Origin of the sequence: uncultured Selenomonas sp. (assembly GCF_963528755.1) — a bacterium.
In the GTDB taxonomy this organism is placed as follows: Bacteria; Bacillota; Negativicutes; order Selenomonadales; family Selenomonadaceae; genus Selenomonas.
The window spans coordinates 33,168-52,886 of sequence record NZ_CAURXA010000002.1 but is presented as its reverse complement, the minus strand read 5'-3'; the positions used below and the strand labels follow the sequence as shown (position 1 = coordinate 52,886).

Annotated in this window: 19 protein-coding genes; 18 read left to right on the top strand and 1 reads right to left on the bottom strand. The window is 59.9% G+C overall.

The annotated features are described in order from the left end of the window. Window positions 1-2 precede the first annotated feature (2 nt). From RWS31_RS02395 to moaC, 8 genes are all read left to right on the top strand, one after another. Window positions 3-1,037 carry a molybdopterin-binding protein gene (locus tag RWS31_RS02395; protein ID WP_314596274.1) on the top strand — a complete coding sequence of 345 codons (1,035 nt, stop codon included), beginning with the start codon at window positions 3-5 and terminating at the stop codon, window positions 1,035-1,037. A gap of 8 nt (window positions 1,038-1,045) precedes the next feature. Continuing rightward, window positions 1,046-2,272 (top strand): gephyrin-like molybdotransferase Glp, encoded by a 1,227-nt coding sequence (gene glp, locus RWS31_RS02390; protein ID WP_314595791.1) that lies wholly within the window; start codon window positions 1,046-1,048, stop codon window positions 2,270-2,272. An 87-nt stretch (window positions 2,273-2,359) separates the two neighbouring features. After that, window positions 2,360-3,346 carry a GTP 3',8-cyclase MoaA gene (gene moaA, locus RWS31_RS02385; RefSeq protein ID WP_314595789.1) on the top strand — a complete coding sequence of 329 codons (987 nt, stop codon included), beginning with the start codon at window positions 2,360-2,362 and terminating at the stop codon, window positions 3,344-3,346. A gap of 3 nt (window positions 3,347-3,349) precedes the next feature. Further along, window positions 3,350-4,276 carry a molybdopterin-binding protein gene (locus RWS31_RS02380; protein WP_314595788.1) on the top strand — a complete coding sequence of 309 codons (927 nt, stop codon included), beginning with the start codon at window positions 3,350-3,352 and terminating at the stop codon, window positions 4,274-4,276. Beyond that, window positions 4,261-5,433 carry a molybdopterin-guanine dinucleotide biosynthesis protein B gene (mobB, locus tag RWS31_RS02375; protein ID WP_314595786.1) on the top strand — a complete coding sequence of 391 codons (1,173 nt, stop codon included), beginning with the start codon at window positions 4,261-4,263 and terminating at the stop codon, window positions 5,431-5,433. The genes RWS31_RS02380 and mobB overlap by 16 nt, the downstream gene beginning before the upstream one ends. A 3-nt stretch (window positions 5,434-5,436) precedes the next feature. Further along, window positions 5,437-6,126, top strand: a complete 690-nt coding sequence (locus RWS31_RS02370; RefSeq protein ID WP_314595784.1) for a class I SAM-dependent methyltransferase — start codon at window positions 5,437-5,439, stop codon at window positions 6,124-6,126. A 27-nt stretch (window positions 6,127-6,153) separates the two neighbouring features. Then, window positions 6,154-7,494: an MFS transporter gene (locus tag RWS31_RS02365; protein WP_294175525.1), complete on the top strand. Its 1,341-nt coding sequence runs from the start codon at window positions 6,154-6,156 to the stop codon at window positions 7,492-7,494. Window positions 7,495-7,509: 15 nt separating this feature from the next. Next, window positions 7,510-7,986, top strand: a complete 477-nt coding sequence (gene moaC / locus RWS31_RS02360; RefSeq protein WP_314595782.1) for a cyclic pyranopterin monophosphate synthase MoaC — start codon at window positions 7,510-7,512, stop codon at window positions 7,984-7,986. Between the two features lie 128 nt (window positions 7,987-8,114). Here moaC and RWS31_RS02355 read toward each other — a convergent pair whose 3' ends face one another. Then, window positions 8,115-8,831 carry a Bax inhibitor-1/YccA family protein gene (locus tag RWS31_RS02355; protein ID WP_314595779.1) on the bottom strand — a complete coding sequence of 239 codons (717 nt, stop codon included), beginning with the start codon at window positions 8,829-8,831 and terminating at the stop codon, window positions 8,115-8,117. 585 nt (window positions 8,832-9,416) lie between these two features. Between RWS31_RS02355 and glmS the strand changes: the two genes are divergently transcribed. The 10 genes from glmS (at window position 9,417) to RWS31_RS02305 (ending at window position 19,682) form a co-directional block, all read left to right on the top strand. Then, window positions 9,417-11,246 (top strand): glutamine--fructose-6-phosphate transaminase (isomerizing), encoded by a 1,830-nt coding sequence (glmS, locus tag RWS31_RS02350; RefSeq protein ID WP_314595777.1) that lies wholly within the window; start codon window positions 9,417-9,419, stop codon window positions 11,244-11,246. A 24-nt stretch (window positions 11,247-11,270) separates the two neighbouring features. Further along, window positions 11,271-12,773 carry an IMP dehydrogenase gene (locus RWS31_RS02345; protein ID WP_314595774.1) on the top strand — a complete coding sequence of 501 codons (1,503 nt, stop codon included), beginning with the start codon at window positions 11,271-11,273 and terminating at the stop codon, window positions 12,771-12,773. Between the two features lie 265 nt (window positions 12,774-13,038). Then, entirely contained in the window at window positions 13,039-14,364 is a 1,326-nt protein-coding gene (locus tag RWS31_RS02340; RefSeq protein ID WP_314595772.1) for a hypothetical protein, read from the top strand. 253 nt (window positions 14,365-14,617) lie between these two features. Beyond that, window positions 14,618-14,929 carry a 50S ribosomal protein L21 gene (gene rplU, locus RWS31_RS02335; protein WP_009646866.1) on the top strand — a complete coding sequence of 104 codons (312 nt, stop codon included), beginning with the start codon at window positions 14,618-14,620 and terminating at the stop codon, window positions 14,927-14,929. Beyond that, complete coding sequence (locus tag RWS31_RS02330) at window positions 14,929-15,240, top strand: ribosomal-processing cysteine protease Prp (RefSeq protein WP_006193089.1); 312 nt, start codon at window positions 14,929-14,931, stop codon at window positions 15,238-15,240. Before rplU ends, RWS31_RS02330 begins: the two co-directional genes overlap by 1 nt. Before the next feature lie 5 nt (window positions 15,241-15,245). Then, entirely contained in the window at window positions 15,246-15,527 is a 282-nt protein-coding gene (gene rpmA / locus RWS31_RS02325; RefSeq protein ID WP_006193088.1) for a 50S ribosomal protein L27, read from the top strand. A 208-nt stretch (window positions 15,528-15,735) separates the two neighbouring features. Next, a complete protein-coding gene (gene obgE, locus RWS31_RS02320; RefSeq protein WP_294175520.1) occupies window positions 15,736-17,025 on the top strand; it encodes a GTPase ObgE in 1,290 nt (429 codons plus the stop codon). 76 nt (window positions 17,026-17,101) lie between these two features. Continuing rightward, window positions 17,102-18,229 carry a glutamate 5-kinase gene (gene proB, locus RWS31_RS02315; protein WP_314595770.1) on the top strand — a complete coding sequence of 376 codons (1,128 nt, stop codon included), beginning with the start codon at window positions 17,102-17,104 and terminating at the stop codon, window positions 18,227-18,229. 44 nt (window positions 18,230-18,273) lie between these two features. Then, window positions 18,274-19,533: a glutamate-5-semialdehyde dehydrogenase gene (locus RWS31_RS02310; protein ID WP_314595768.1), complete on the top strand. Its 1,260-nt coding sequence runs from the start codon at window positions 18,274-18,276 to the stop codon at window positions 19,531-19,533. After that, entirely contained in the window at window positions 19,530-19,682 is a 153-nt protein-coding gene (locus RWS31_RS02305) for a hypothetical protein (RefSeq protein WP_009646818.1), read from the top strand. Before RWS31_RS02310 ends, RWS31_RS02305 begins: the two co-directional genes overlap by 4 nt. The last annotated feature ends 37 nt before the right edge of the window (window positions 19,683-19,719 follow it).

Below are 19,719 nucleotides of genomic sequence, written 5' to 3'. Positions count from 1 at the left end.
CGATGCAGGAAATCGCCGTGGAAGATGCGGTCGGGCAGATCCTCTGTCACGACATCACGGAGATCGTGCGCGGCGTGAGGAAGGGGGCACGCTTTCGCAAGGGGCATGTCGTCGAGGCGGCGGATATCCCCGTGCTGCTCTCTTTGGGCAAGGAGCATCTCTACGTCTGGGAAAACGACGGCACGCTGCTGCACGAGAACGAAGCGGCGGAGATCCTGCGCGGCTTCTGTCAGAACGAGGGAATGGAAGCCTCTGAGCCGAAGGAGGGCAAGATCGAGCTTCGGGCGCTTCATGACGGCGTATTTGCCGTCGATGTTGAGCGCTTCCATCGGCTCAACGATTTTGATGACATCATGGTGGCTTGTGCGCCGCAGTACATGGCGGTCAAGAAGGGCGACTTGCTCGCGGGCATGCGCGTGATTCCGCTTGCCGTGAAAAAGGCTTTGATGGATGAGGCGGCGCGAGCTGTCGGCGAGGAGCCGATCTTTCGGCTTCTGCCGTACCGCTCGCTGAAGGTCGGTGTCGTGACGACGGGATCGGAGGTCGCGCACGGCAGGATCAAGGACACGTTCACGCCTGTCCTTGCGGCGAAGCTTCGCGCCTTCGGGCTTTCGGTCAACGAGCACCGCATTTCTGACGACGCTTTGGAGCACACGCAGGCGGCGATCGAGGAGCTTCTTGACCTCGGCATGGACATGGTGCTGTGCACGGGCGGCATGAGCGTCGATCCCGACGACCGCACGCCCGCCGCGATTCGCGCTGCGGGTGCGGAGGTCGTGACGTACGGCGCTCCCGTCCTGCCCGGTGCGATGTTCCTTCTCGCCTATGCCGAGCGCGACGGGCGCACGGTGCCCGTGCTCGGCCTGCCGGGCTGCGTCATGTACAGTGCGGCGACGATCTTCGACATCGTCCTGCCGCGCATCTTGGCGGGCGAGCGCGTGACGCGCCGCGAGATTCGCCGCCTCGGTCTCGGCGGACTGTGTCTCGCGTGCGAGACGTGCCACTATCCGCGCTGCACCTTCGGCAAGTGGGAGTAGGTGGAGCGATGCAGGACATATCATTGGAAAAGGCGCAGGAGCTTCTTTTGCGCGAGGTGCGCGAGATTCCGCTGTCGGAAGCCGAGCCCGTGCCGCTTCTTGCGGCGCTCGGACGAAGGCTCGCCGAGGATTGTTGCGCCGCTTTCGACCAGCCGCCATTTGACCGCTCGCCGCTCGATGGCTATGCGCTCTTGGCCGCCTGCACGCAGGGGGCGTCGGCGGATGCGCCCGCGCGCTTTCGTGTCATCGGCGAGGAGTGTGCGGGCAGCTTCTTCGCCGGCAAGGTGGGCGCGGGCGAGGCGCTTCGTCTGATGACGGGCGCGGCGATGCCCGAGGGCGCGGACACCGTCGTGCGGCAGGAAGACGTGCGCGTGGAGGGCGAGGAAATTCTCGTGCCTTATGCGCTCAAGCATCACGAGAACTTCTGCTTTCGCGGGGAGGATGTGGAAGAAGGCGCCGTGCTCGCCAAGGCGGGCGATCGTCTGACGGCGGCGCACATCGCCGTCCTGGCAGGGCAGGGGAGGAAGCGTCTTCCTTGCGTGCGCCGCGTGCGCATCGTTTTGGCGAGCACGGGCGACGAGCTTGTCGAGCCGGGCGAGCCGCTCTGCCCCGGCAAGATCTACAACAGCAATCTCTACCTGCTCGCGGCAAGACTTAAGGAGATGGGCTTCGAGGCAGAAATCCTCGGTGCGCTGCCCGACGATGCGGAGGAGGTTGCGCGTGCGCTCGTGAGTTCTGCCGAGCCGCCCGATCTCGTTCTGACGACGGGCGGCGTTTCCGTGGGCAAGAAGGACATCATGCACGACGTCGTCAAGGAACTGAATGCCGAGCGTCTTTTCTGGCGCGTTCTGATGAAGCCCGGAGCGCCCGCAATCGGCTATACGTTTTCGGCGGCGGGCGACTCGCGCCGCACGCTCGGCATCGCCCTGTCGGGCAATCCGTTTGCCGCTTCGGCGACGTTCGAGCTTCTCGTGCGTCCCGTGCTCGCAAAATTGACGGCGCAGGACGTGCTCCTGTCGAGGCGCCGCCGCGCCGTCTTGCGGGACGGCTTTTCCAAGGAGAGCCGCGGCAGGCGCTTCGTGCGAGCGCAGTATGCGCAGGGCGAGGTGCATCTGCCCGAGAAGCACGCTTCCGGCATGTTCTTCTCCGCCGTCGGCTGCAACGCGCTCGTCGATATTCCCGCCGGCTCGCCGCCCCTTGCGGCGGGTGCGGAGGTCGATGTCATCTTGTTGTGACGTTGTTGCACGTTGATTGCGAGTCTGCCGATGCGTCTGCGCCCTTTGGGTCTGATTATCGGATATTCATGGTAAGAGAGGCGTCGTATGCTTGATTTTTATCGCCGAAGAATCGAATATGTGCGCATTTCCGTGACGGATCGCTGCAATTTGCGCTGCCGTTACTGTATGCCGGCAGATGGCGTGGAGAAGCTCTCCCACGAGGATATTCTGTCCTTCGAGGAGATCGTGCGCGTCGTGCGTGCTCTCGCGCAGCTCGGCATACGCAAGGTGCGTCTGACGGGCGGCGAGCCGCTCCTTCGGCGCGGCATCGTCGATCTCGTGCGCGAGATCAAGGCGGTCGAGGGCATCGAGCGCGTCGCTCTGACGACGAACGGCGTTCTCCTCGCCGACCTCGCAGAGGAACTTCGCGCGGCAGGGCTTGACGGTGTGAACATCAGCCTCGATACGCTGGCAGAGGACGCTTTCTCTGACATCACGCGCCGTTCTGCTTCGCTGCTGCCTGCCGTGCGCCAGGGCATGGAGGCGGCGCTCGCCGCAGGGCTGAAGACGAAGCTCAACTGCGTGCCGCTTAAGGGAGTCAACGAAGCGGAACTTGTTTCGCTCGCCGCCCTCGCGAAGGAGCACCCGATCGACGTGCGCTTCATCGAGCTCATGCCGATCGGCATGGCGAAGGAGGCGGGGCTGACGGGCGTGCCGACCGCTGAGGTGCGCCGCATCTTGGAGGAATCTTTCGGTGCGCTCGTTCCTGTAGTCAAAGAAGCGCTCACCGGTCCCGCCGCGTGCTTTCGACCGGCAGGATTTCGCGGTGCGCTCGGCTTCATCGACGCGCTGGAGCATAAGTTCTGCAGCTCGTGCAACCGCGTGCGCCTGACGGCGGAGGGCTATCTGAAGCTGTGCCTTGCGTTGGAGGCAGGGCTTGATTTGCGCACACTTCTGCGCGCGGGTGCGGATGACGCGGCGCTCTTCAGGAAGCTGCGGCAGGTGATTGCCGAAAAGCCGCGCGAGCATCACTTTGAAGCGGCGGGCGGCGCGGGCGAGGAGAAGCGGCGCATGTACCAGATCGGAGGGTGAGGATTGGGAAAGATTGTAACGATTGCCGCGAGCGAGCGGCGCGGCACGAAGAAGAAACCGCTGGAAAAAGCGCTCTTTCATGTGGGGCACGGCATCGTCGGCGATGCGCACGCGGGGAAATGGCACCGGCAGGTGAGCTTTCTGGGCGCGGCGGAGATCGAGGCGTTTCGCGCACGCGGTGCGACGGTCTCCCACGGCGATTTCGGCGAGAACATCGTCGCAGAGGGCTTCTCCTTCCGTGAGCTTCCCGTCGGTACGCGCCTCGCGGCGGGCGATGTCATCTTCGAAATCACGCAGATCGGCAAGGAGTGTCATGCGCACTGCGCCATCTACGCGGCGGTCGGTGACTGCATCATGCCGCGCGAGGGCGTCTTTGCACGCGTGCTGCACGGCGGCACGCTGAAGCCCGGCGACGAGCTGCACCTTTTCGAGGGCAAGCTGCCGCTTGATGCCGCCGTCATCACGGCGAGCGACAAGGGTGCGCGCGGCGAGCGCGAGGACAAGAGCGGCGACTTGGCGCAGCATCTGTTGGAGGAGGCGGGCTATCGCATCGCACGGCGTGTGATTTTGCCCGACGATGAGGAGGCGCTCGCGAAGGAGATGCAGGAATGCGCCGATCTCGGTCTCGCACTCGTCGCTACGACGGGCGGCACGGGTTTTTCCGAGCGCGATGTGACGCCCGAGGCGACGCGAGCCGTCATCGAGCGCGAAGCGCCGGGCATCGCCGAGGCGATGCGCGCCCTTTCGATGCAGGTGACGCCGCGCGCCATGCTGAGCCGCGCCGCCGCCGGTATATGCAAGCGCACGCTGATCGTCAATCTGCCGGGCAGCGCCAAGGCGGTCGAGGAGTGTCTCGGCTTCGTCCTGCCGCAGTTGGCGCACGGCATCGAGATCCTGCGCGGCGACGCGGGCGAGTGCGCGAGAAAGTGAGGCCGCAGAGCCTCGCCGATGTGACGCTTCTCGTCGTCGCGGGCGGCGGAAGCCGGCGCATGGGCGAGGACAAGCGTTGGCTCGATGTCGGCGGCGTGCCGCTGTTGGAGGGATTGCTGCAAAAGGCGGCTGCTGCGGGATTTGCAGAAATCTTCCTGTGCGTCGAAGAGAGGAGCGAGCGCCTGCAGGCCTTGGCAAGCCGTTATGGCGCGAGGATTCTCGTCGATGAAACGGCGGGGCAGGGACCTGTGGCGGGGCTTTCACGCGGCCTGGCGGCGAGTTCTCATACTTGGTCCTTCGCCGTGTCGGCGGATATGCCCCTTTTCTCCTTCGACGCAGCGAGAGAACTTCTGCCCAAGGCAAAAGGCGCGGCACGAGCTGTCGTGCCCGTCGCCGAAGGACGGTGCGAGCCGCTTGCCGCGCTCTACCACAAGGAAACGGCGCATGTGTTCTCTGCAGCTATGGCGGCAGGCGAGCGCAGCCTTCGGCGAGCGGCCGCCGCGCTTCCCGTGCTTGACGTTCCCGTTCGCGCGGGCGCATGGTTTTTCAACGTGAACACGCCCGCCGCCCTTCGCTTGGCGCGCGGCCGAGCGGCGAACCTCGTGCGCCGCGTGCCCATCGTATCCATCGTTGCTCCCGCCTCGGGCACAGGCAAGACAACCTTTGTTGAAAAGCTCCTGCCGCTCTTGACCTCGCGCGGCGTGCGCGTCGGTGTCGTCAAGAGCGATGCGCACGGCATTGTCCTGAACGACGAGGCGAAGGACAGCGGACGTTTCCGCGAGGCGGGCGCGTCGAGCGTCGCCGTCGTCGCGCCCGCGGGCTTCTGGCTCTACGAGCGCACGCAGGAGAAGCTCTCGCTGGAAGCGGCCGCCACACGCATGACGGGCGTCGACCTCGTGCTCATCGAGACGCGCTCGCACGGCGTATTTCCCGCCTTGTCGCTCTGGCGCGGGCTGGAAGAGCCGCTGCTCGACGAGCGCGTCGCGGCGCTCTTCTCCTCTTGCCATGAGCGGCAGGTGGAAGGGATTTTGCAGCTTGACCTCGAAGCTATGAAGGACGCCGCACATCTCGTCCTTTTTCTGATGGGGCGGGAGGCAGGATTCGATCTGCATCGAATCGCATGGGACGGCGGCCACAGCGGAAAGGGAGGCACATAGCGCATGAATGATATCGAAAAGAAAGAGCGCAAGGTGCAGCGCGCGTATCGCCAGCTCGGCAATATCGCGCGCCTATACGACGGCATGATGACGAATACGAGTTGGGCGGGGCGCTTTGCCATCCGCTGGCTCTGGGGCTTCGCCTCCTATCCGGAGTTTCTGGCGATGGCGTATCGCGGACTCCCCGCAGATTTTCGCGGCAGGCTGCTCGAAGTTCCCGTCGGCACGGGCGTGCTGTCGTTTCCGCATTATGAGAAGATGAAGGAGGCGCAGATCACCTGCCTCGACGCTTCGGAGACGATGCTGGAGGCGGCGAAAAAGCACGCGGCGAACTTTTCTCTCGGCGCGACAGACTTTGCGCTCGGCGATGTCGGCGATTTGCAGTATGCGGATGAAACTTTTGATTTCGTATTGTCCGTCAACGGCTTTCACGCGTTTCCCGAGAAGGAGAAGGCGTACCGCGAGACGGAGCGCGTCCTAAAGCGCGGCGGCATATTTTCCGGCTCGATGTATGTGCGCGGCAAGAGCCGGCGCACCGATTTTTTCGTCAAGCAGTTCTGCGAGCGGCGCGGCTTCTTCTCGCCGCCCTACGAGACGGAGGAGAGCCTGCGGGAAAGGCTTCAGGCGATGTACGGCGAGGTCGACATCATGACGATCGGCTCATTCGCAGGCTTTCGTTGCAAGAAGATTTAAGTTGTTTTCATGAGGAGTGTTGAATCAATGGCTGATGAAATGGCATGGAAGAATCTCGGTCCCAATCCATCGCGCAAGGAGATCCTTGCATGCTGGAATCCCGAGGACGCGGGCTTTTGGGAGAAGTATGGCAAGCGTATCGCGACGCAGAATCTCTACACCTCGACTTGGGCGCTCGTCCTGAGCTTCGTTGCGTGGACGCTCTGGGCGACGATCGCGGCGAAGCTCAAGTTTATCGGCTTCAACTTCTCGGACGATCAGATTTTCACGCTCGCGGCGCTGCCCGGTCTTGTCGGCGCGACGGGACGCCTGTTTTACACGTATCTGCCGGGGCTGATTGGCGGCAGGAACTCCACTTTCATCACGACGGCGCTTCTTCTGCTGCCGCTCTTCGGCTTGGGTCGCGCTCTGCAGGATCCCACAACGTCGTATGAGACGTTCGTCCTTCTCGTGTCTTTCATCGGCATCGCGGGCGCAAACTTCTCCGCTTCGATGGCGAATATCGGCTTCTTCTTCCCCAAGGCGAACAAGGGATTCGCGCTCGGCATCAATGCGGGCATCGGCAACCTCGGCGTATCGCTCATCTATCTGACGACGCCGATCCTCTTGGGCTGGAATCTCTCCTCGTTCTTCGGCGAGGGCGTGCCGGGTCCTGACGGCATGATGTATGTGCAGAATGTCTGCTACTTCTGGACGATTCCGACGGCGCTGACGCTCGTCCTCGTCTGGCTCTTCATGGACAACCTGCCGCTGCCGAAGCAAAGCCCCAAGAGCATGATGTCCATCTTCGGCAACAAGCATACGTGGCTCATGTGCTGGATCTACACCTGCGGCTTCGGCTCCTTCATTGGCTTTTCGGCGGCGCTCGGACTGCTCGTCGCGAAGGAGTTCCCCGAGATGCCCTTTTCTTACGCCGCTTTCCTCGGCCCCTTCATCGGCGCGGGCATCCGTCCCGTCGGCGGTCTTCTGGCAGACAAGATGAACAGCGGTTCGCGCGTCACGCTCATCTCGCTCTTCGTCATGCTCGGCGCGAGCTTCCTCGTGCTCTTCGGCGTGGAGGCGCATCGCTTCCCTGTGTTCTTCGGCGCATTCCTGCTGCTCTTCTTGACGACGGGTTTCATCAACGGCGCTTCCTTCCGCATGATTCCTTACATCTTCAACAATCCGTTCCACTCCTCGCTCGTCACGGGCTTCACGGCGGCGATCGGAGCCTACGGCGCGTTCTTCATCCCGAAGCTCTTCGGCTTCGCCTACGCGAACTACGGCGTCGTCGCTCCCGCCTTCTACATCCTCATCGCGTTCACGGTCAGCACCATCGTCATCACATGGTACTTCTACGACCGCAAGGGTTCGGGAATCCGTTGCTAGGATGAGGTGCGTTTCATGGTAAACGAATTGACGCATTTTGATGCGGCGGGCAACGCGCACATGGTCGATGTCAGCGAAAAGAAGGAAACGGAACGCATCGCGCGTGCGAGCGGCCGCATCCTCGTAAGCCCCGCCGTCTACGAGGCGATTGGGAGCGGAACGGCAAAGAAGGGCGACGTCCTCGGCGTCGCGCGCATCGCCGGCATCATGGCGGCGAAGAAGACGAGCGACGCGATCCCGCTGTGCCATCCGCTGCCGCTGACGCGCGTGAGCATCGACTTTGGGCTTCTGCCCGAAGCATCTGCGGTCGAAGCGCGTGCCGAGGTCAAGACGCGCGGCGTCACGGGCGTCGAGATGGAAGCGCTACACGCTGTGAGCGTCGCGCTCTTGACGATCTACGACATGTGCAAGGCGCTCGACAAGCGCATGGAAATCACCGCGCTGCACCTAGACGCCAAGAGCGGCGGCAAGAGCGGCGATTTTCGGCGCTGATGGAAAATCAGCAAACGGCAATAAAAATCCCGCGCACTTTTGAGGTGCGCGGGATTTTTATTGCATCGCCGATGGTTGATGATGTTTTTCAATTCAAATTGGGCATCTTTTGGTGCAAGGCTTTGATTTCAGTCTCTTCCCGACAGCATACGCAGCAAATCGAGAATCTCAACGTAGAGCCAGATAAGCGTCACGAGCAGCGAGAAGGCGCAGTACCATTCGTAGTCTTTCGGCAGACCTTCCTGCACGCTGCGGTTGATGAGCTCGTAGTCCATGAAGAGGCACAGCGTCGCGACGCCGATGATGACGAGTTCGATGGCGATGGCGACGATGCCACCGTCGTGCAGCATGGGGAAGTGGATGCCGAAGAAGCCGAGCACCATTTCCGCGATGTACGTGAGGACGACGCCCGTCAGAGCGATCATCGTGATACGCATGAACTTCGAGTTGACCGTCACGAGGCCGCGCGCGTAGACGAGTCCGGCGGCGATGGCGATGCCGAAGGTCAGCATGACGGCATTGACGAGTATGCTCGGCGAGATGAACGCGACCGTCACGGACAGGCACGCGAGGCACATGCCCTCAAGGATCGCATAGAGCGGCGCGAGAAGCCCTGCCGTGCCGGGCTTGAAGGAAACGATCAAGGCCGTGATAAGCCCCATGACGGCGGTGACCATCGTCGTCGTCGGCGTTGCATAGCCCGTGAGCCAAGTGATGACGGCAGATGCCGCGACGATGAGGACAAGCCCCGTGCTCTTTATGGCGATGCCGCTGTAGCTTGCGGCTTCGCCCGAAAAGACGGCGTCCGTTGCTCTGCTCACTTTGGATAACATGGGATTGTTCAAGAGATCAGCTCCTTTGCTGTAGTTGATGAACCAAGGCGCAGACAAGCTGCGACTTTCTTCTATTATAAAGGGAGGCAGATGTTTTGTCTACGTTCCTCATGAAATGTAAAGGAAGCGTTGATAAAACGAGGTCGCCCAGATTTGCGAAGATGGGTGGCTGAATTTATCAGTGATTCCTATAGAAACGGTGCACCACGAGCGGCGAAAGAGGGCGCGTGAATCCTATTGACAAATCAGGGAAGATAAACTAAAATAGCAAAAATATACATCATGCGGTGCATGGAAAAAATGCTTTCATGCGCTGAATATGAGCGGTCTGCCTGTCGGCTGCGGTGATGGGAAGGAGCATGGGAGAACGGGAAAAGGCGCATGCCTTAGCGCGAGACCTTGCAGGAGCGTACTGCAAGGGGACGAGGAAGAGGTTGTCGAACATTCAGCGGATGCCTCTCGGCTGCATCGGTCGTAAAAAGCTGCAAAGCCCCTTGGTGACGAGGGGGACAAGGCAGTTCATAAGATGGGCAGGAACAGAAATGAATATGGAATGGCAGGCGGTTTGCCTGCCGGAAACTTGGGAGGTTTTTGCCTATGTGTGGAATCGTTGGTTATGTCGGCAAGCGTCAGGCGACGCCGTTTCTCATCGAGGGGCTGACGAAGCTTGAGTATCGCGGCTATGATTCGTCGGGCATCGCCGTCTTGAATGACGCGAAGATCCGCGTGGAAAAATGCGTGGGTCGTCTTGCTGAACTCAAGCGAATCATCGAAGGAAATGAGCCGGCAGGTCATATTGGCATCGGTCATACGCGTTGGGCGACGCATGGACGTCCGTCGGACAGCAACGCACATCCGCATACGGACTGCGCGGGCAATTTTGCCGTTGTGCACAACGGCATCATCGAAAACTATATGTCGCTGAAGGAAGATTTGATTGAAAAAGGTCATTCCTTCAAGTCGGAGACGGATACAGAGGTCGTCGCACACCTGTTGGAGGAGGTCTACAACGGCGACTTCGAGGCCTCGGTGCGCGAGGTGCTTTCGCGCATCGAAGGCTCTTACGCTCTCGTATTCATGTCGCGCGAGCATCCCGATCGCCTGATCTGCACGAAGCAGGATAATCCGCTTGTCATCGGTCTCGGCGAAGGGGAGAATTTCATCGCGTCCGACATCCCCGCGATCATCGCGCGCACGCGGCGCACCTACATCGTCAATGACGGTGAGATGGCGGTCGTCAAGGCGGACGGCGTGCATATCACGAATCGCCGCGGCGAAGTTGTGACGAAGAAGGTCTTCGAGGTCAACTGGAATGCCGAGGCGGCGGAAAAGGGCGGCTACGAGCACTTCATGCTCAAGGAGATTCACGAGCAGCCGAAGGCCGTACGCGACACGATGTCGCCGCGCATCTCCAAGGACGGCAAGCATATCGTCATGGATGAACTGCGCTGGAGCCGCGAATTCCTCGACTCGTTCAATAAGGTTTACATCGTTGCCTGCGGCACAGCGTATCATGCGGGTCTTGTCGGCAAGTACTACATCGAGAAGCTCGCACGCATCCCCGTCGAGGTTGACGTTGCATCGGAATTCCGCTACCGCTCGCCGATTATCGACGAGAACACCTTGATGATTGTCGTCAGCCAGTCGGGCGAGACGAGCGACACGCTTGCCGCTTTGAAGGAAGCCAAGCGTCTGGGCGCGAAGAGCCTCGCCGTCACGAACGTCGTCGGCTCGTCCATCGCGCGTGAGGCCGCGCAGGTGCTTTACACTTGGGCGGGACCGGAGATCGCTGTTGCCTCGACGAAGGCGTATACGACGCAGCTCATCTTGATGTTCATGCTCGCCGTCTACATGGCAGACCTCAAGGGAACGCTCGCGAAGGAGCGCAGCGAGGCTTTGATCGAGGGACTTACGAAGATTCCCGCGCAGATCAGCGAGACGCTGAGCGACGTCGAGCCGATCAAGACCTTTGCGAAGCAGTACGGCTTCAACGAGGACGTCTTCTTCATTGGACGCGGTCTCGACTATCATGTGGCGCTTGAAGGCTCGCTGAAGCTCAAGGAGATTTCCTACATTCACGCTGAGGCCTATGCGGCGGGCGAGCTCAAGCACGGCACGCTCGCGCTCATCGTCGAGGGCGTGCCCGTCATCGCGCTCGCGACGCAGAAGAGCGTCTACGAGAAGACCTTGTCGAACATCAAGGAAGTCAAGGCGCGTGACGCCGTTGTCATCGGCATCGCCGCCGAGGGCGATACGGAACTCGAAAAGTACGTCGATCACGTCATCCATGTGCCCGAGACGGATGAACTTCTGATTCCTCTCTTGACGGTCGTGCCGCTGCAGCTGCTCGCCTACTTCGCCGCTATCACGCGCGGCTGCGATGTGGACAAGCCGCGCAACCTCGCGAAGTCCGTCACGGTCGAATGATGCTAGAAGAAATGAGGGGTTAAAATGGCATATTATTTCACAGAGCCGTCGCATACCTTTGGTGAATACTTGCTCGTGCCCGGGTACTCCTCGGAGCAGTGCGTTCCGGCGAATGTCTCGCTTCAGACGCCGCTCGTGAAGTTCCGTCGCGGAGAAGAGCCGAAAATCAAGATGAACATTCCGATGACCTCGGCGATCATGCAGGCGGTATCGAACGACACGATGGCGATCGCTTTGGCGCGCGAGGGCGGCGTTTCCTTCATTTACGGTTCGCAGACGCCCGAACAGGAAGCGGCGATGATCTCGCGCGTCAAGAACTACAAGTCAGGATTCGTGAGCAGCGATTCGAACATCAAGCCGACGACGACGCTCGGCGAGGTCTTGGCGCTCAAGGACGCGACGGGACATTCGACGATGGCGGTCACGGAGGACGGCACGCCGAACGGCAAGCTCGTCGGCATTGTCACGAGCCGCGACTACCGCGTGACGCGCATGAGCTTCGACACGCCCGTCAAGGATTTCATGACGCCGTTCGAACGCCTCATTTACGCGGATGCGAATCTCACGCTGCCGCAGGCGAACGATCTCATCTGGGAGCACAAGCTCAACATGCTGCCGCTCATTGACGAGAACCAGCGTCTGCGCTACATGGTGTTCCGCAAGGACTATACGGACAACAAGGAGAATGAGCTTGAGCTGATCGACGAGCGCAAGCGCTACATCGTCGGCGCGGGCATCAACACGCGCGACTATACCGAGCGCGTGCCGGCGCTCCTTGAGGCGGGCGCGGACGTCCTTTGCATCGACTCTTCCGAGGGATATTCGGAGTGGCAGAAGAAGACGCTTGAGTACATCCATAAGGAGTTCGGCGAGGATGTCAAGGTCGGTGCGGGCAACGTCGTTGACGGCGAAGGCTTCCGCTTCCTCGCGGACGCGGGCGCGGACTTCGTCAAGGTTGGCATTGGCGGCGGCTCGATCTGCATCACGCGCGAGACGAAGGGGATCGGCCGCGGTCAAGCTACGGCGGTCATCGACGTCTGCCGCGCGCGTGACGAATATTTCAAGGAGACGGGCGTCTACATCCCCGTCTGCTCGGACGGCGGCATTGTGCACGACTACCACATGACGCTCGCCCTGGCGATGGGCGCGGACTTCATGATGCTCGGCCGCTACTTCTCGCGCTTCGACGAGAGCCCGACGGACAAGGTCAAGGTCAACGGCACCTACTACAAGGAATATTGGGGCGAAGGCTCGAACCGCGCGCGCAACTGGCAGCGCTACGACCTCGGCGGCGACCGCAAGCTGTCGTTTGAAGAGGGCGTCGACTCTTACGTTCCCTATGCCGGTTCCCTGCGCGACAACATCCACATCTCGCTGAGCAAGATCCGCTCGACGATGTGCAACTGCGGTGCGCTCAACCTCAGTGAACTGCGCGACAAAGCGAAGATCACGCTCGTATCCTCGACGAGCATCGTCGAGGGCGGCTCGCACGACGTTATCCTGAAGGACAAGTTCGGACGCGATTGATTTTTTGCGATAAACAGCATGGCAAAAGCCCTTCCGCATCGGCGGAAGGGCTTTTGACGTGGTGCGCTGCATTGCGGACGAGGGGCTATATCAAGGAGCTGTTGACGACGAGAGGACAGCGCGGATGTGCGAAGATGGGTGCTGAACTTGTCAGCGCCTTCCAGTATTTTCCGTTTCTCGGCTTATAATAATAGGTGTGTTTAAGAAAAAAGAGATTATTCGATAAAAAAGACGAAAGGGTTTGATTGCCAGGGAGGGAATTGACATGACTTGCTTTGATGTGGGGGCATGGAAACAGGCATATACACGAGTTCGCTGGTCTTGTAATATGCAGACGGGAAAAACCTCATACTGGGTCGCGGACGATCCGCGCCTGCGCGCCAGCGTGCGTTCAACACATCAGAAAACTCCTGCCTGCACGGTAGAGCTTGGTTGGGACAAGCTCTACGATACATTTGATGATGCTCTTGCTGTCGCTAATCGTGTCTATGGGCAGGCACAACAGACGTATTATCGCACTGCTTTGGCGGATGACTATATTCTCCATGAATCGTATATTTGTCATCGTTCGTTTGCTCACTACGCTGGACATGATGAGTATGCGAAGAATCTTTCCTATGCACGGGAATTTTGGGATGATTTTCAGCTTTCGAGCGCCTACAGCAAGATGATGGGTCAGGGGGGCACGAAAAGCCAGAAGGATGTCGACGAGTTGATGGCGGCGGCAGAGGCGTATCGTTGGGAGAAAGCCTATCGGAAATTCGATGTCTACGATGAAGATATGTTTGAATTTGCCGATAAGATGCGCCGGGATACGGGCGTCACGGTTACAACGCGTGGTGGCAATGGTAGTCTGGCAATTTATCGCTATTTTGGCGATAAGCTTTGTAAAATGGGAAATACCACGTTTCAGTTTATGGCGAAGCATCAGGAGCATATCGATATCTGGGAAGATGCCGTCCGTGGGAAGTATGCAACGTTTGATGAACTTCATGAAGCTGTCTTGCAAACAGGAGATAAGCAGTTGGAAGCCGATTGGCAGGTGATGATGCGCGGCACAAAAGGAGGGCTGATTGATTCTGTAGAGCATAGAAGATGGCTTTACAACACAGTGGGTCAACCGCCGAGTGTAAGCGCGAGCAAAGGGGGGTATGACTCTTTAGAAGAGGGAAAGACAGCGCTTGATTTTTGGAATGAATTCCGCTATGATCGCGGTTTGACCGATACGTATGAGAATCATCGTTCAGTGAAGGACTTCTTCTGGGAGAATAGTCTCCATTGGATAAAGGATCGCAGACTGAGTGAATTTGCTGACGAGCTGTTCGATAAGAGTGATGCGGAAGTTCCGTATCTGACGGGAGCCAATGAACGGAGCGGCAGAAGTTATTTTGATGCACAGATCGATATCCTTCGTGATCGCATTCAAGGGCTGCGTCGCAAACTTGCTGCAGCTAAGAAAGGAAGTGTCATCAGCGGAGGAAATACGAAGACCGAGGCGGAGTACAAGAGCCAGATTGCTGCTTTGGAGACGCAGATTGCCACGATTAAGAAGCAGCAGGAATTGGAGCAGAAATATAAGAAGTATAGATGAAGTCCGTCGTTGCAAGGTGTCGTTTGCTGCATGTTTTTTGCAACAGGCGGCATCTTTTTGCTTGTTGTAAATTTCCCAATAAATCTCCCTAGGGATTTGGTCATCTAAAGCGTTTGACTTTTCCCGTCTCCTATGATATTATCTTACGGTAAATGTGTGCGTCTTTCACGCAGCATTTTTCAACCGCTCGGCGAGGTTTTGAAACGGCTTTGCCGTACCGTAGTCGGCGAGTAACACGCAGGGAGGTGTTTTCATGTACGCTATTATCAAGACCGGAGGCAAGCAGTATCGCGTTGCCGAGGGCGATGTCATCCGCATCGAGAAGCTCAGCGCTGAAGAGGGCGAGGGCGTGACGTTCGATGAGGTTCTGACGGTTGTTGACGGTGATACCGTCAAGGTTGGCCGTCCGCTCGTCGAGGGCGCGAAGGTGACGGGCAAGGTTCAGGCGCAGGGCAAGGACAAGAAGATTCTCGTCTTCAAGTACAAGGCGAAGTCGAACTACCGTCGTCGTCAGGGCCATCGTCAGCCTTTCACGAAGGTCGTTATCGAAAAGATTGAAGCTTGATGATCGAGATCGAGATCGAGCGTCAAGACGGGAAAATATCGGGCTGCCGGGTCAAGGGGCACAACGGCGAATATGGCGCCGACATCGTCTGTGCGGGAGTTTCCTCCATCGTGCAGACAGCTCTTCTCGGCATAGGAAAGCATCTGCATCGCGAGGTAAGCTATCGTGTCGCGAGCGGGGACTTTTTCCTGAAGCTCAAGGAAGCGCCCGACGATTTCACCGAAGCTGTGTTGGAAACAATGCGGCTGGGGTTGGAGGAGATCGAAAAGATCGAGCCCGACGCCGTAAAGATTTCATACAAAGAGAGGTGAGATCCATGTTTAAGTTTGATTTGCAGCTTTTCGCGCATAAGAAGGGCGTGAGCAGCACGCGCAACGGCCGTGACAGCGAGTCCAAGCGCCTCGGCGTAAAGGAGCACGCGGGCACGGTGGTGACGGCGGGCAGCATTCTCGTGCGTCAGCGCGGCACGCATTTCCATCCGGGTCACAACGTGGGCATCGGCAAGGACGATACGCTTTTCGCCAAGGTGGCGGGCAAGGTCGCTTTTGAGCGCAAGGGTCGCTACAACCGCCAGGTCAGCGTTTATCCGACGGCTTAAGGCTTAAGGAGGTGCTGAGTTTATTGGCGCTTCCTTAAATATGTTGCAAGAAAGAGTACCTGCGCCTTTTGCGACGCAGGTATCTTTTTCTATCTGAGGATTGGGGCGCTTGGCGCTCATGCTCCAGCGCCGCAGGTTTTGCGGCGCTGAGGCATGTGCATCAAGGGCGCAGGGACGACGTCGAGGGCATTCTTGAAAGGAGGCAGCGATGCAGTTTATCGATCGCGCGAAGATCAGCGTGAAGGCAGGGGACGGCGGCAAGGGAAAGTCGGCGTTCCGCCGCGAGAAGTTCATTCCCAAGGGCGGTCCTTCGGGCGGTGACGGCGGCCGCGGTGCGGATATCGTCTTCGTCGTCGACCGCAATATGAACACCTTGCTCGATTTCCGCTATCATCGGAAGTTCAAGGGCAAGGACGGCGGCAACGGGGACATCAAGAATATGACGGGCGCGAACGCCGAACCGTGCTACATCAAGGTGCCGCCGGGAACGCTCGTCAAGGATGCGGCGACGGGCGCGGTGCTCGCCGATCTCACGGAGGTCGGTCAAGAGGCCGTCATTGCGAAGGCGGGGCGTGGCGGGCGCGGCAATGCACGCTTCTCCAATCCGGCGAACCGTGCGCCAACGTTTGCGGAGCTTGGCGAACCGGGAGAGAGCAAGGAGCTTCTGTTGGAGCTCAAGCTGCTCGCCGATGTCGGACTCGTCGGCTATCCGAGCGTCGGCAAGTCGAGCCTCATCACGGCGGTTTCGGCGGCGCGTCCCGAGGTTGCCGCTTACCACTTCACGACGCTCGTGCCCGTGCTCGGCGTTGTGCAGACGGACTACGAGAAGAATTTCGTCATTGCGGACATCCCGGGACTCATCGAGGGCGCGGCGGACGGTGCGGGCCTCGGGCACGACTTCCTGCGCCATGTCGAGCGCACGCGTCTCATCCTGCATCTTGTCGATGCTTCCGGCATCGAGGGGCGCGATCCTGTCGAGGATTACTACCGCATCAATGCGGAGCTCAAGAAGTACAGTGAGAAGATCGCCTCGCGCACGCAGATCCTCGTCGCTAACAAGATGGACTTGCCCGAAGCGGCTGAGAATCTGCCTCGTCTGGAAGCCCTCGCAAAGAAGGAGGGCATTCGCATCTTCGCCGTTTCAGCGGTCGCGCATCAAGGCTTGAAGGAACTCATCGACTATGTGGGCGAGACGCTCGAAACCTTGAAGGAAGAGCCGCAGGAGAAGGCGGAAGAGGTGCGCGTCTACGATGCGTCCTTTGAAACGGCAGAGGAGGACGCCGTGACGATCACGCGCAACGACCGCGCCGATTTCATCGTCTCGAACAAGGCGTTGGAAAAACTCGTCGCCATGACGAACTTCGGCAACGACGAGGCGGTGCGCCGCTTCCAGTATATATGGCGCATGAAGAAGATCGACGCGCTCTTGAAGGAGCGCGGCATCAAGGAAGGCATGACGGTTCATATCGGCGATATGGAGTTCGAGTACCGCGAGTAGCGGTAAAAAGGGAAGCGCAAATGTGTGAAGACAGGCGGCTGAACGTATCAGCGGTTCTTCGAGGGAGGCATGATGTATGAATGCACGCGAACGTCTGCGCGAGGCGAAGCGCATCGTCGTCAAGGTCGGTACGAGCACGCTCGTGCGCACTTCGGGAAAGCCTGACTTTCGGCGCATGGATCGCCTCGTGCGCGAGATTGCCGACCTCAAGAACGCGGGGCGCGAGATGGTTCTCGTGAGCTCGGGCGCCATCGCCATCGGCATGGACAGCATCGGCCTGCAGAAGAAGCCGGCGGAGATTCCCGCACGCCAGGCCTTGGCGGCCATCGGGCAGTCGAGCCTCATGACGCTTTATAAAAAGTTTTTTGCCGACTACGGACAGACGGCGGCGCAGGTGCTCCTGACGAAGGAGAATGCCGCGCGTCACCACCAGTACGCCAATTCGCGCAACGCGCTCCTGGAGCTTCTTGCCATGGGCGCCGTGCCCGTCATCAACGAGAACGATGTCGTCGCCGTCGACGAGATCAAGATCGGCGACAATGACACGCTGTCGGCGACGGTCGCGACGCTTATCGACGCCGACGCCTTGCTCATTCTTTCGGATATTGACGGGCTTTACACGGCAAATCCGCAGGAAGACAAGACAGCACGATTGATTCCTGAGGTCGCGGAGATCACCCCAGAGATTGAGCGCATGGCGGGCGGTGCCGGCTCTTCCTTCGGCACGGGCGGCATGGCGACGAAGATCGAGGCGGCGAAGATCGCCGTGAATGCGGGCGCGACGTTTGTCATCGCTCCGAGTGCGAAGGATGACGTGATTTCCGCTGTCCTTGCGGGTGAGTCTGTGGGCACGGTGTTCCCTGCGAAGGATTCGCATCTTCGGGTCAGAAAGAGCTGGCTTGCCTTCGGCAAGCGCATCGCGGGTGACGTCATCGTCGACGAGGGGTGCGAGGAGGCAATGCGCACGCATGGCTCAAGCCTTCTGGCAGCGGGCATCGTCGCCGTCGATGGCGGCTTCGCGGCGGGCACGACGGTGCGCGTGCTGTCGGCGCGACAGCAGGAGATTGCGCGCGGCATCGTCAATTATAGTGCGCAGCAGATCGAGACAATTGCAGGGCGCAAGAGTCGTGATTTTGCAGGACTTATCGAGGGCGAGATCCACGAGGAGGTCATCCACCGCGACAATATGGTTCTGATGGTCTGAAGGCCTGCATAGCGGTGGGGCTGCAGTATTGGGAGGGGTTCATCATGGACATTGAGGCGTTGGTCAGGGAAAAGGCACAGGCGGCGAAGGAGGCATCGAGACTTCTGGCAGTCATGAAGCCTGAGGACAAGAACAGGGCGCTTTATGCCATGGCGGATATGCTCGAAAAGCGCGCGAAGCTTATCTTGGATGCGAATGCCGAAGATCTTGAAGAGGCGCGCATGAAGAAGGCGATCAAGCGCTCCTACCTCGACCGCCTTATGCTTGATGAGAGCCGCATTCACGCGATGGCGCAGGGCCTGCGCGAGACAGCGGCTCTTGCCGATCCCGTCGGGCGCGGCGACTTCTCGACGGTGCGCCCCAATGGCCTCGAAATCCGTCGCGTGCGCGTGCCGCTCGGGGTCGTCGGCATCATCTACGAGGCGCGTCCCAATGTGACATCAGATGCGGCTGGGCTTTGCCTGAAGTCGGGCAACGCCGTGCTGCTGCGCGGCGGCGCAGACGCGATCCGCTCGAATACGGCGATCGCGTCGCTTCTCGCGCAGGCGGCGCAGGAGGCGGGAGTGCCTGCGGGTGCGATCGGCTTCATCGACTCGACCGACCGGCAGGGGGTCGAGTCGATGCTGCACCTCGACGGCCTCTTGGATGTCGTGATTCCGCGCGGCGGTGCGGGACTTATCCGCGCTGTGGTGCAAAACAGCACGGTGCCTGTCATTGAGACGGGATGCGGCGTCTGCCACACCTTCGTCGACGAGAGCGCCGATCTTGCCATGGCGGAGAAGATCGCTCTGAATGCGAAGGTTTCGCGCCCGTCGGTCTGCAATGCGATGGAGACGCTGCTCGTGCACGAAAGTATCGCTGAGGAATTTCTGCCGCGCCTCGTGCGGGCGATGGAAGAGGCGGGCGTCGAGCTGCGTGGCTGTGAAAAGGCGCGTGCCGTCTGCACTTCGTTCAGGGAGGCGCAGGAGGAGGATTGGTCGACGGAGTACGGCGATCTCATCCTCTCCGTCAAGGTCGTGCGTGATCTGGGAGAAGCCATCGCACACATCAACCGCTACAATACGGGGCATTCGGAGACGATCGTCACGAACGACGTCAAACATGCGCATCGCTTTCAGGCGGAAGTCGACGCGGCGGCGGTCTACGTCAATGCCTCGACGCGCTTCACGGACGGCGGCGAGTTCGGCTTCGGCGCGGAGATCGGCATCAGCACGCAGAAGCTGCACGCGCGCGGCCCCATGGGACTTCTGGAGCTGACTTCGATGAAGTATCTGATCTACGGCGAAGGACAGGTGCGCGAATGAAGCGCCTCCTCGGCTATGCGCGTGCCATCAGGCAGTATCTGGCGACGGAAAAGGGCGCGTACGATTTCTACGATGCCGTACGTGCCGTCCTCGTCATCTTCCTGAGCATGGCGGCGGCGCTGGCCGTGGCGTTCTTTCTCTTCGGCTGATTCACGAAGGGAGCTCTCGCTGAATCTGTTCGTCGCA

What these genes read in the sequence shown, in the direction of transcription:
- RWS31_RS02370 (WP_314595784.1), top strand. Translation starts at nt 5,437, where the DNA reads ATGAATGATATCGAAAAGAAAGAGCGCAAGGTGCAGCGCGCGTATCGC.
- proB (WP_314595770.1), top strand. Translation starts at nt 17,102, where the DNA reads ATGAATGCACGCGAACGTCTGCGCGAGGCGAAGCGCATCGTCGTCAAG.
- glmS (WP_314595777.1), top strand. Translation starts at nt 9,417, where the DNA reads ATGTGTGGAATCGTTGGTTATGTCGGCAAGCGTCAGGCGACGCCGTTT.
- moaC (WP_314595782.1), top strand. Translation starts at nt 7,510, where the DNA reads ATGGTAAACGAATTGACGCATTTTGATGCGGCGGGCAACGCGCACATG.
- glp (WP_314595791.1), top strand. Translation starts at nt 1,046, where the DNA reads ATGCAGGACATATCATTGGAAAAGGCGCAGGAGCTTCTTTTGCGCGAG.
- RWS31_RS02345 (WP_314595774.1), top strand. Translation starts at nt 11,271, where the DNA reads ATGGCATATTATTTCACAGAGCCGTCGCATACCTTTGGTGAATACTTG.
- RWS31_RS02395 (WP_314596274.1), top strand. Translation starts at nt 3, where the DNA reads ATGCAGGAAATCGCCGTGGAAGATGCGGTCGGGCAGATCCTCTGTCAC.
- RWS31_RS02305 (WP_009646818.1), top strand. Translation starts at nt 19,530, where the DNA reads ATGAAGCGCCTCCTCGGCTATGCGCGTGCCATCAGGCAGTATCTGGCG.
- RWS31_RS02365 (WP_294175525.1), top strand. Translation starts at nt 6,154, where the DNA reads ATGGCTGATGAAATGGCATGGAAGAATCTCGGTCCCAATCCATCGCGC.
- RWS31_RS02330 (WP_006193089.1), top strand. Translation starts at nt 14,929, where the DNA reads ATGATCGAGATCGAGATCGAGCGTCAAGACGGGAAAATATCGGGCTGC.
- RWS31_RS02310 (WP_314595768.1), top strand. Translation starts at nt 18,274, where the DNA reads ATGGACATTGAGGCGTTGGTCAGGGAAAAGGCACAGGCGGCGAAGGAG.
- rpmA (WP_006193088.1), top strand. Translation starts at nt 15,246, where the DNA reads ATGTTTAAGTTTGATTTGCAGCTTTTCGCGCATAAGAAGGGCGTGAGC.
- obgE (WP_294175520.1), top strand. Translation starts at nt 15,736, where the DNA reads ATGCAGTTTATCGATCGCGCGAAGATCAGCGTGAAGGCAGGGGACGGC.
- RWS31_RS02340 (WP_314595772.1), top strand. Translation starts at nt 13,039, where the DNA reads ATGACTTGCTTTGATGTGGGGGCATGGAAACAGGCATATACACGAGTT.
- moaA (WP_314595789.1), top strand. Translation starts at nt 2,360, where the DNA reads ATGCTTGATTTTTATCGCCGAAGAATCGAATATGTGCGCATTTCCGTG.
- rplU (WP_009646866.1), top strand. Translation starts at nt 14,618, where the DNA reads ATGTACGCTATTATCAAGACCGGAGGCAAGCAGTATCGCGTTGCCGAG.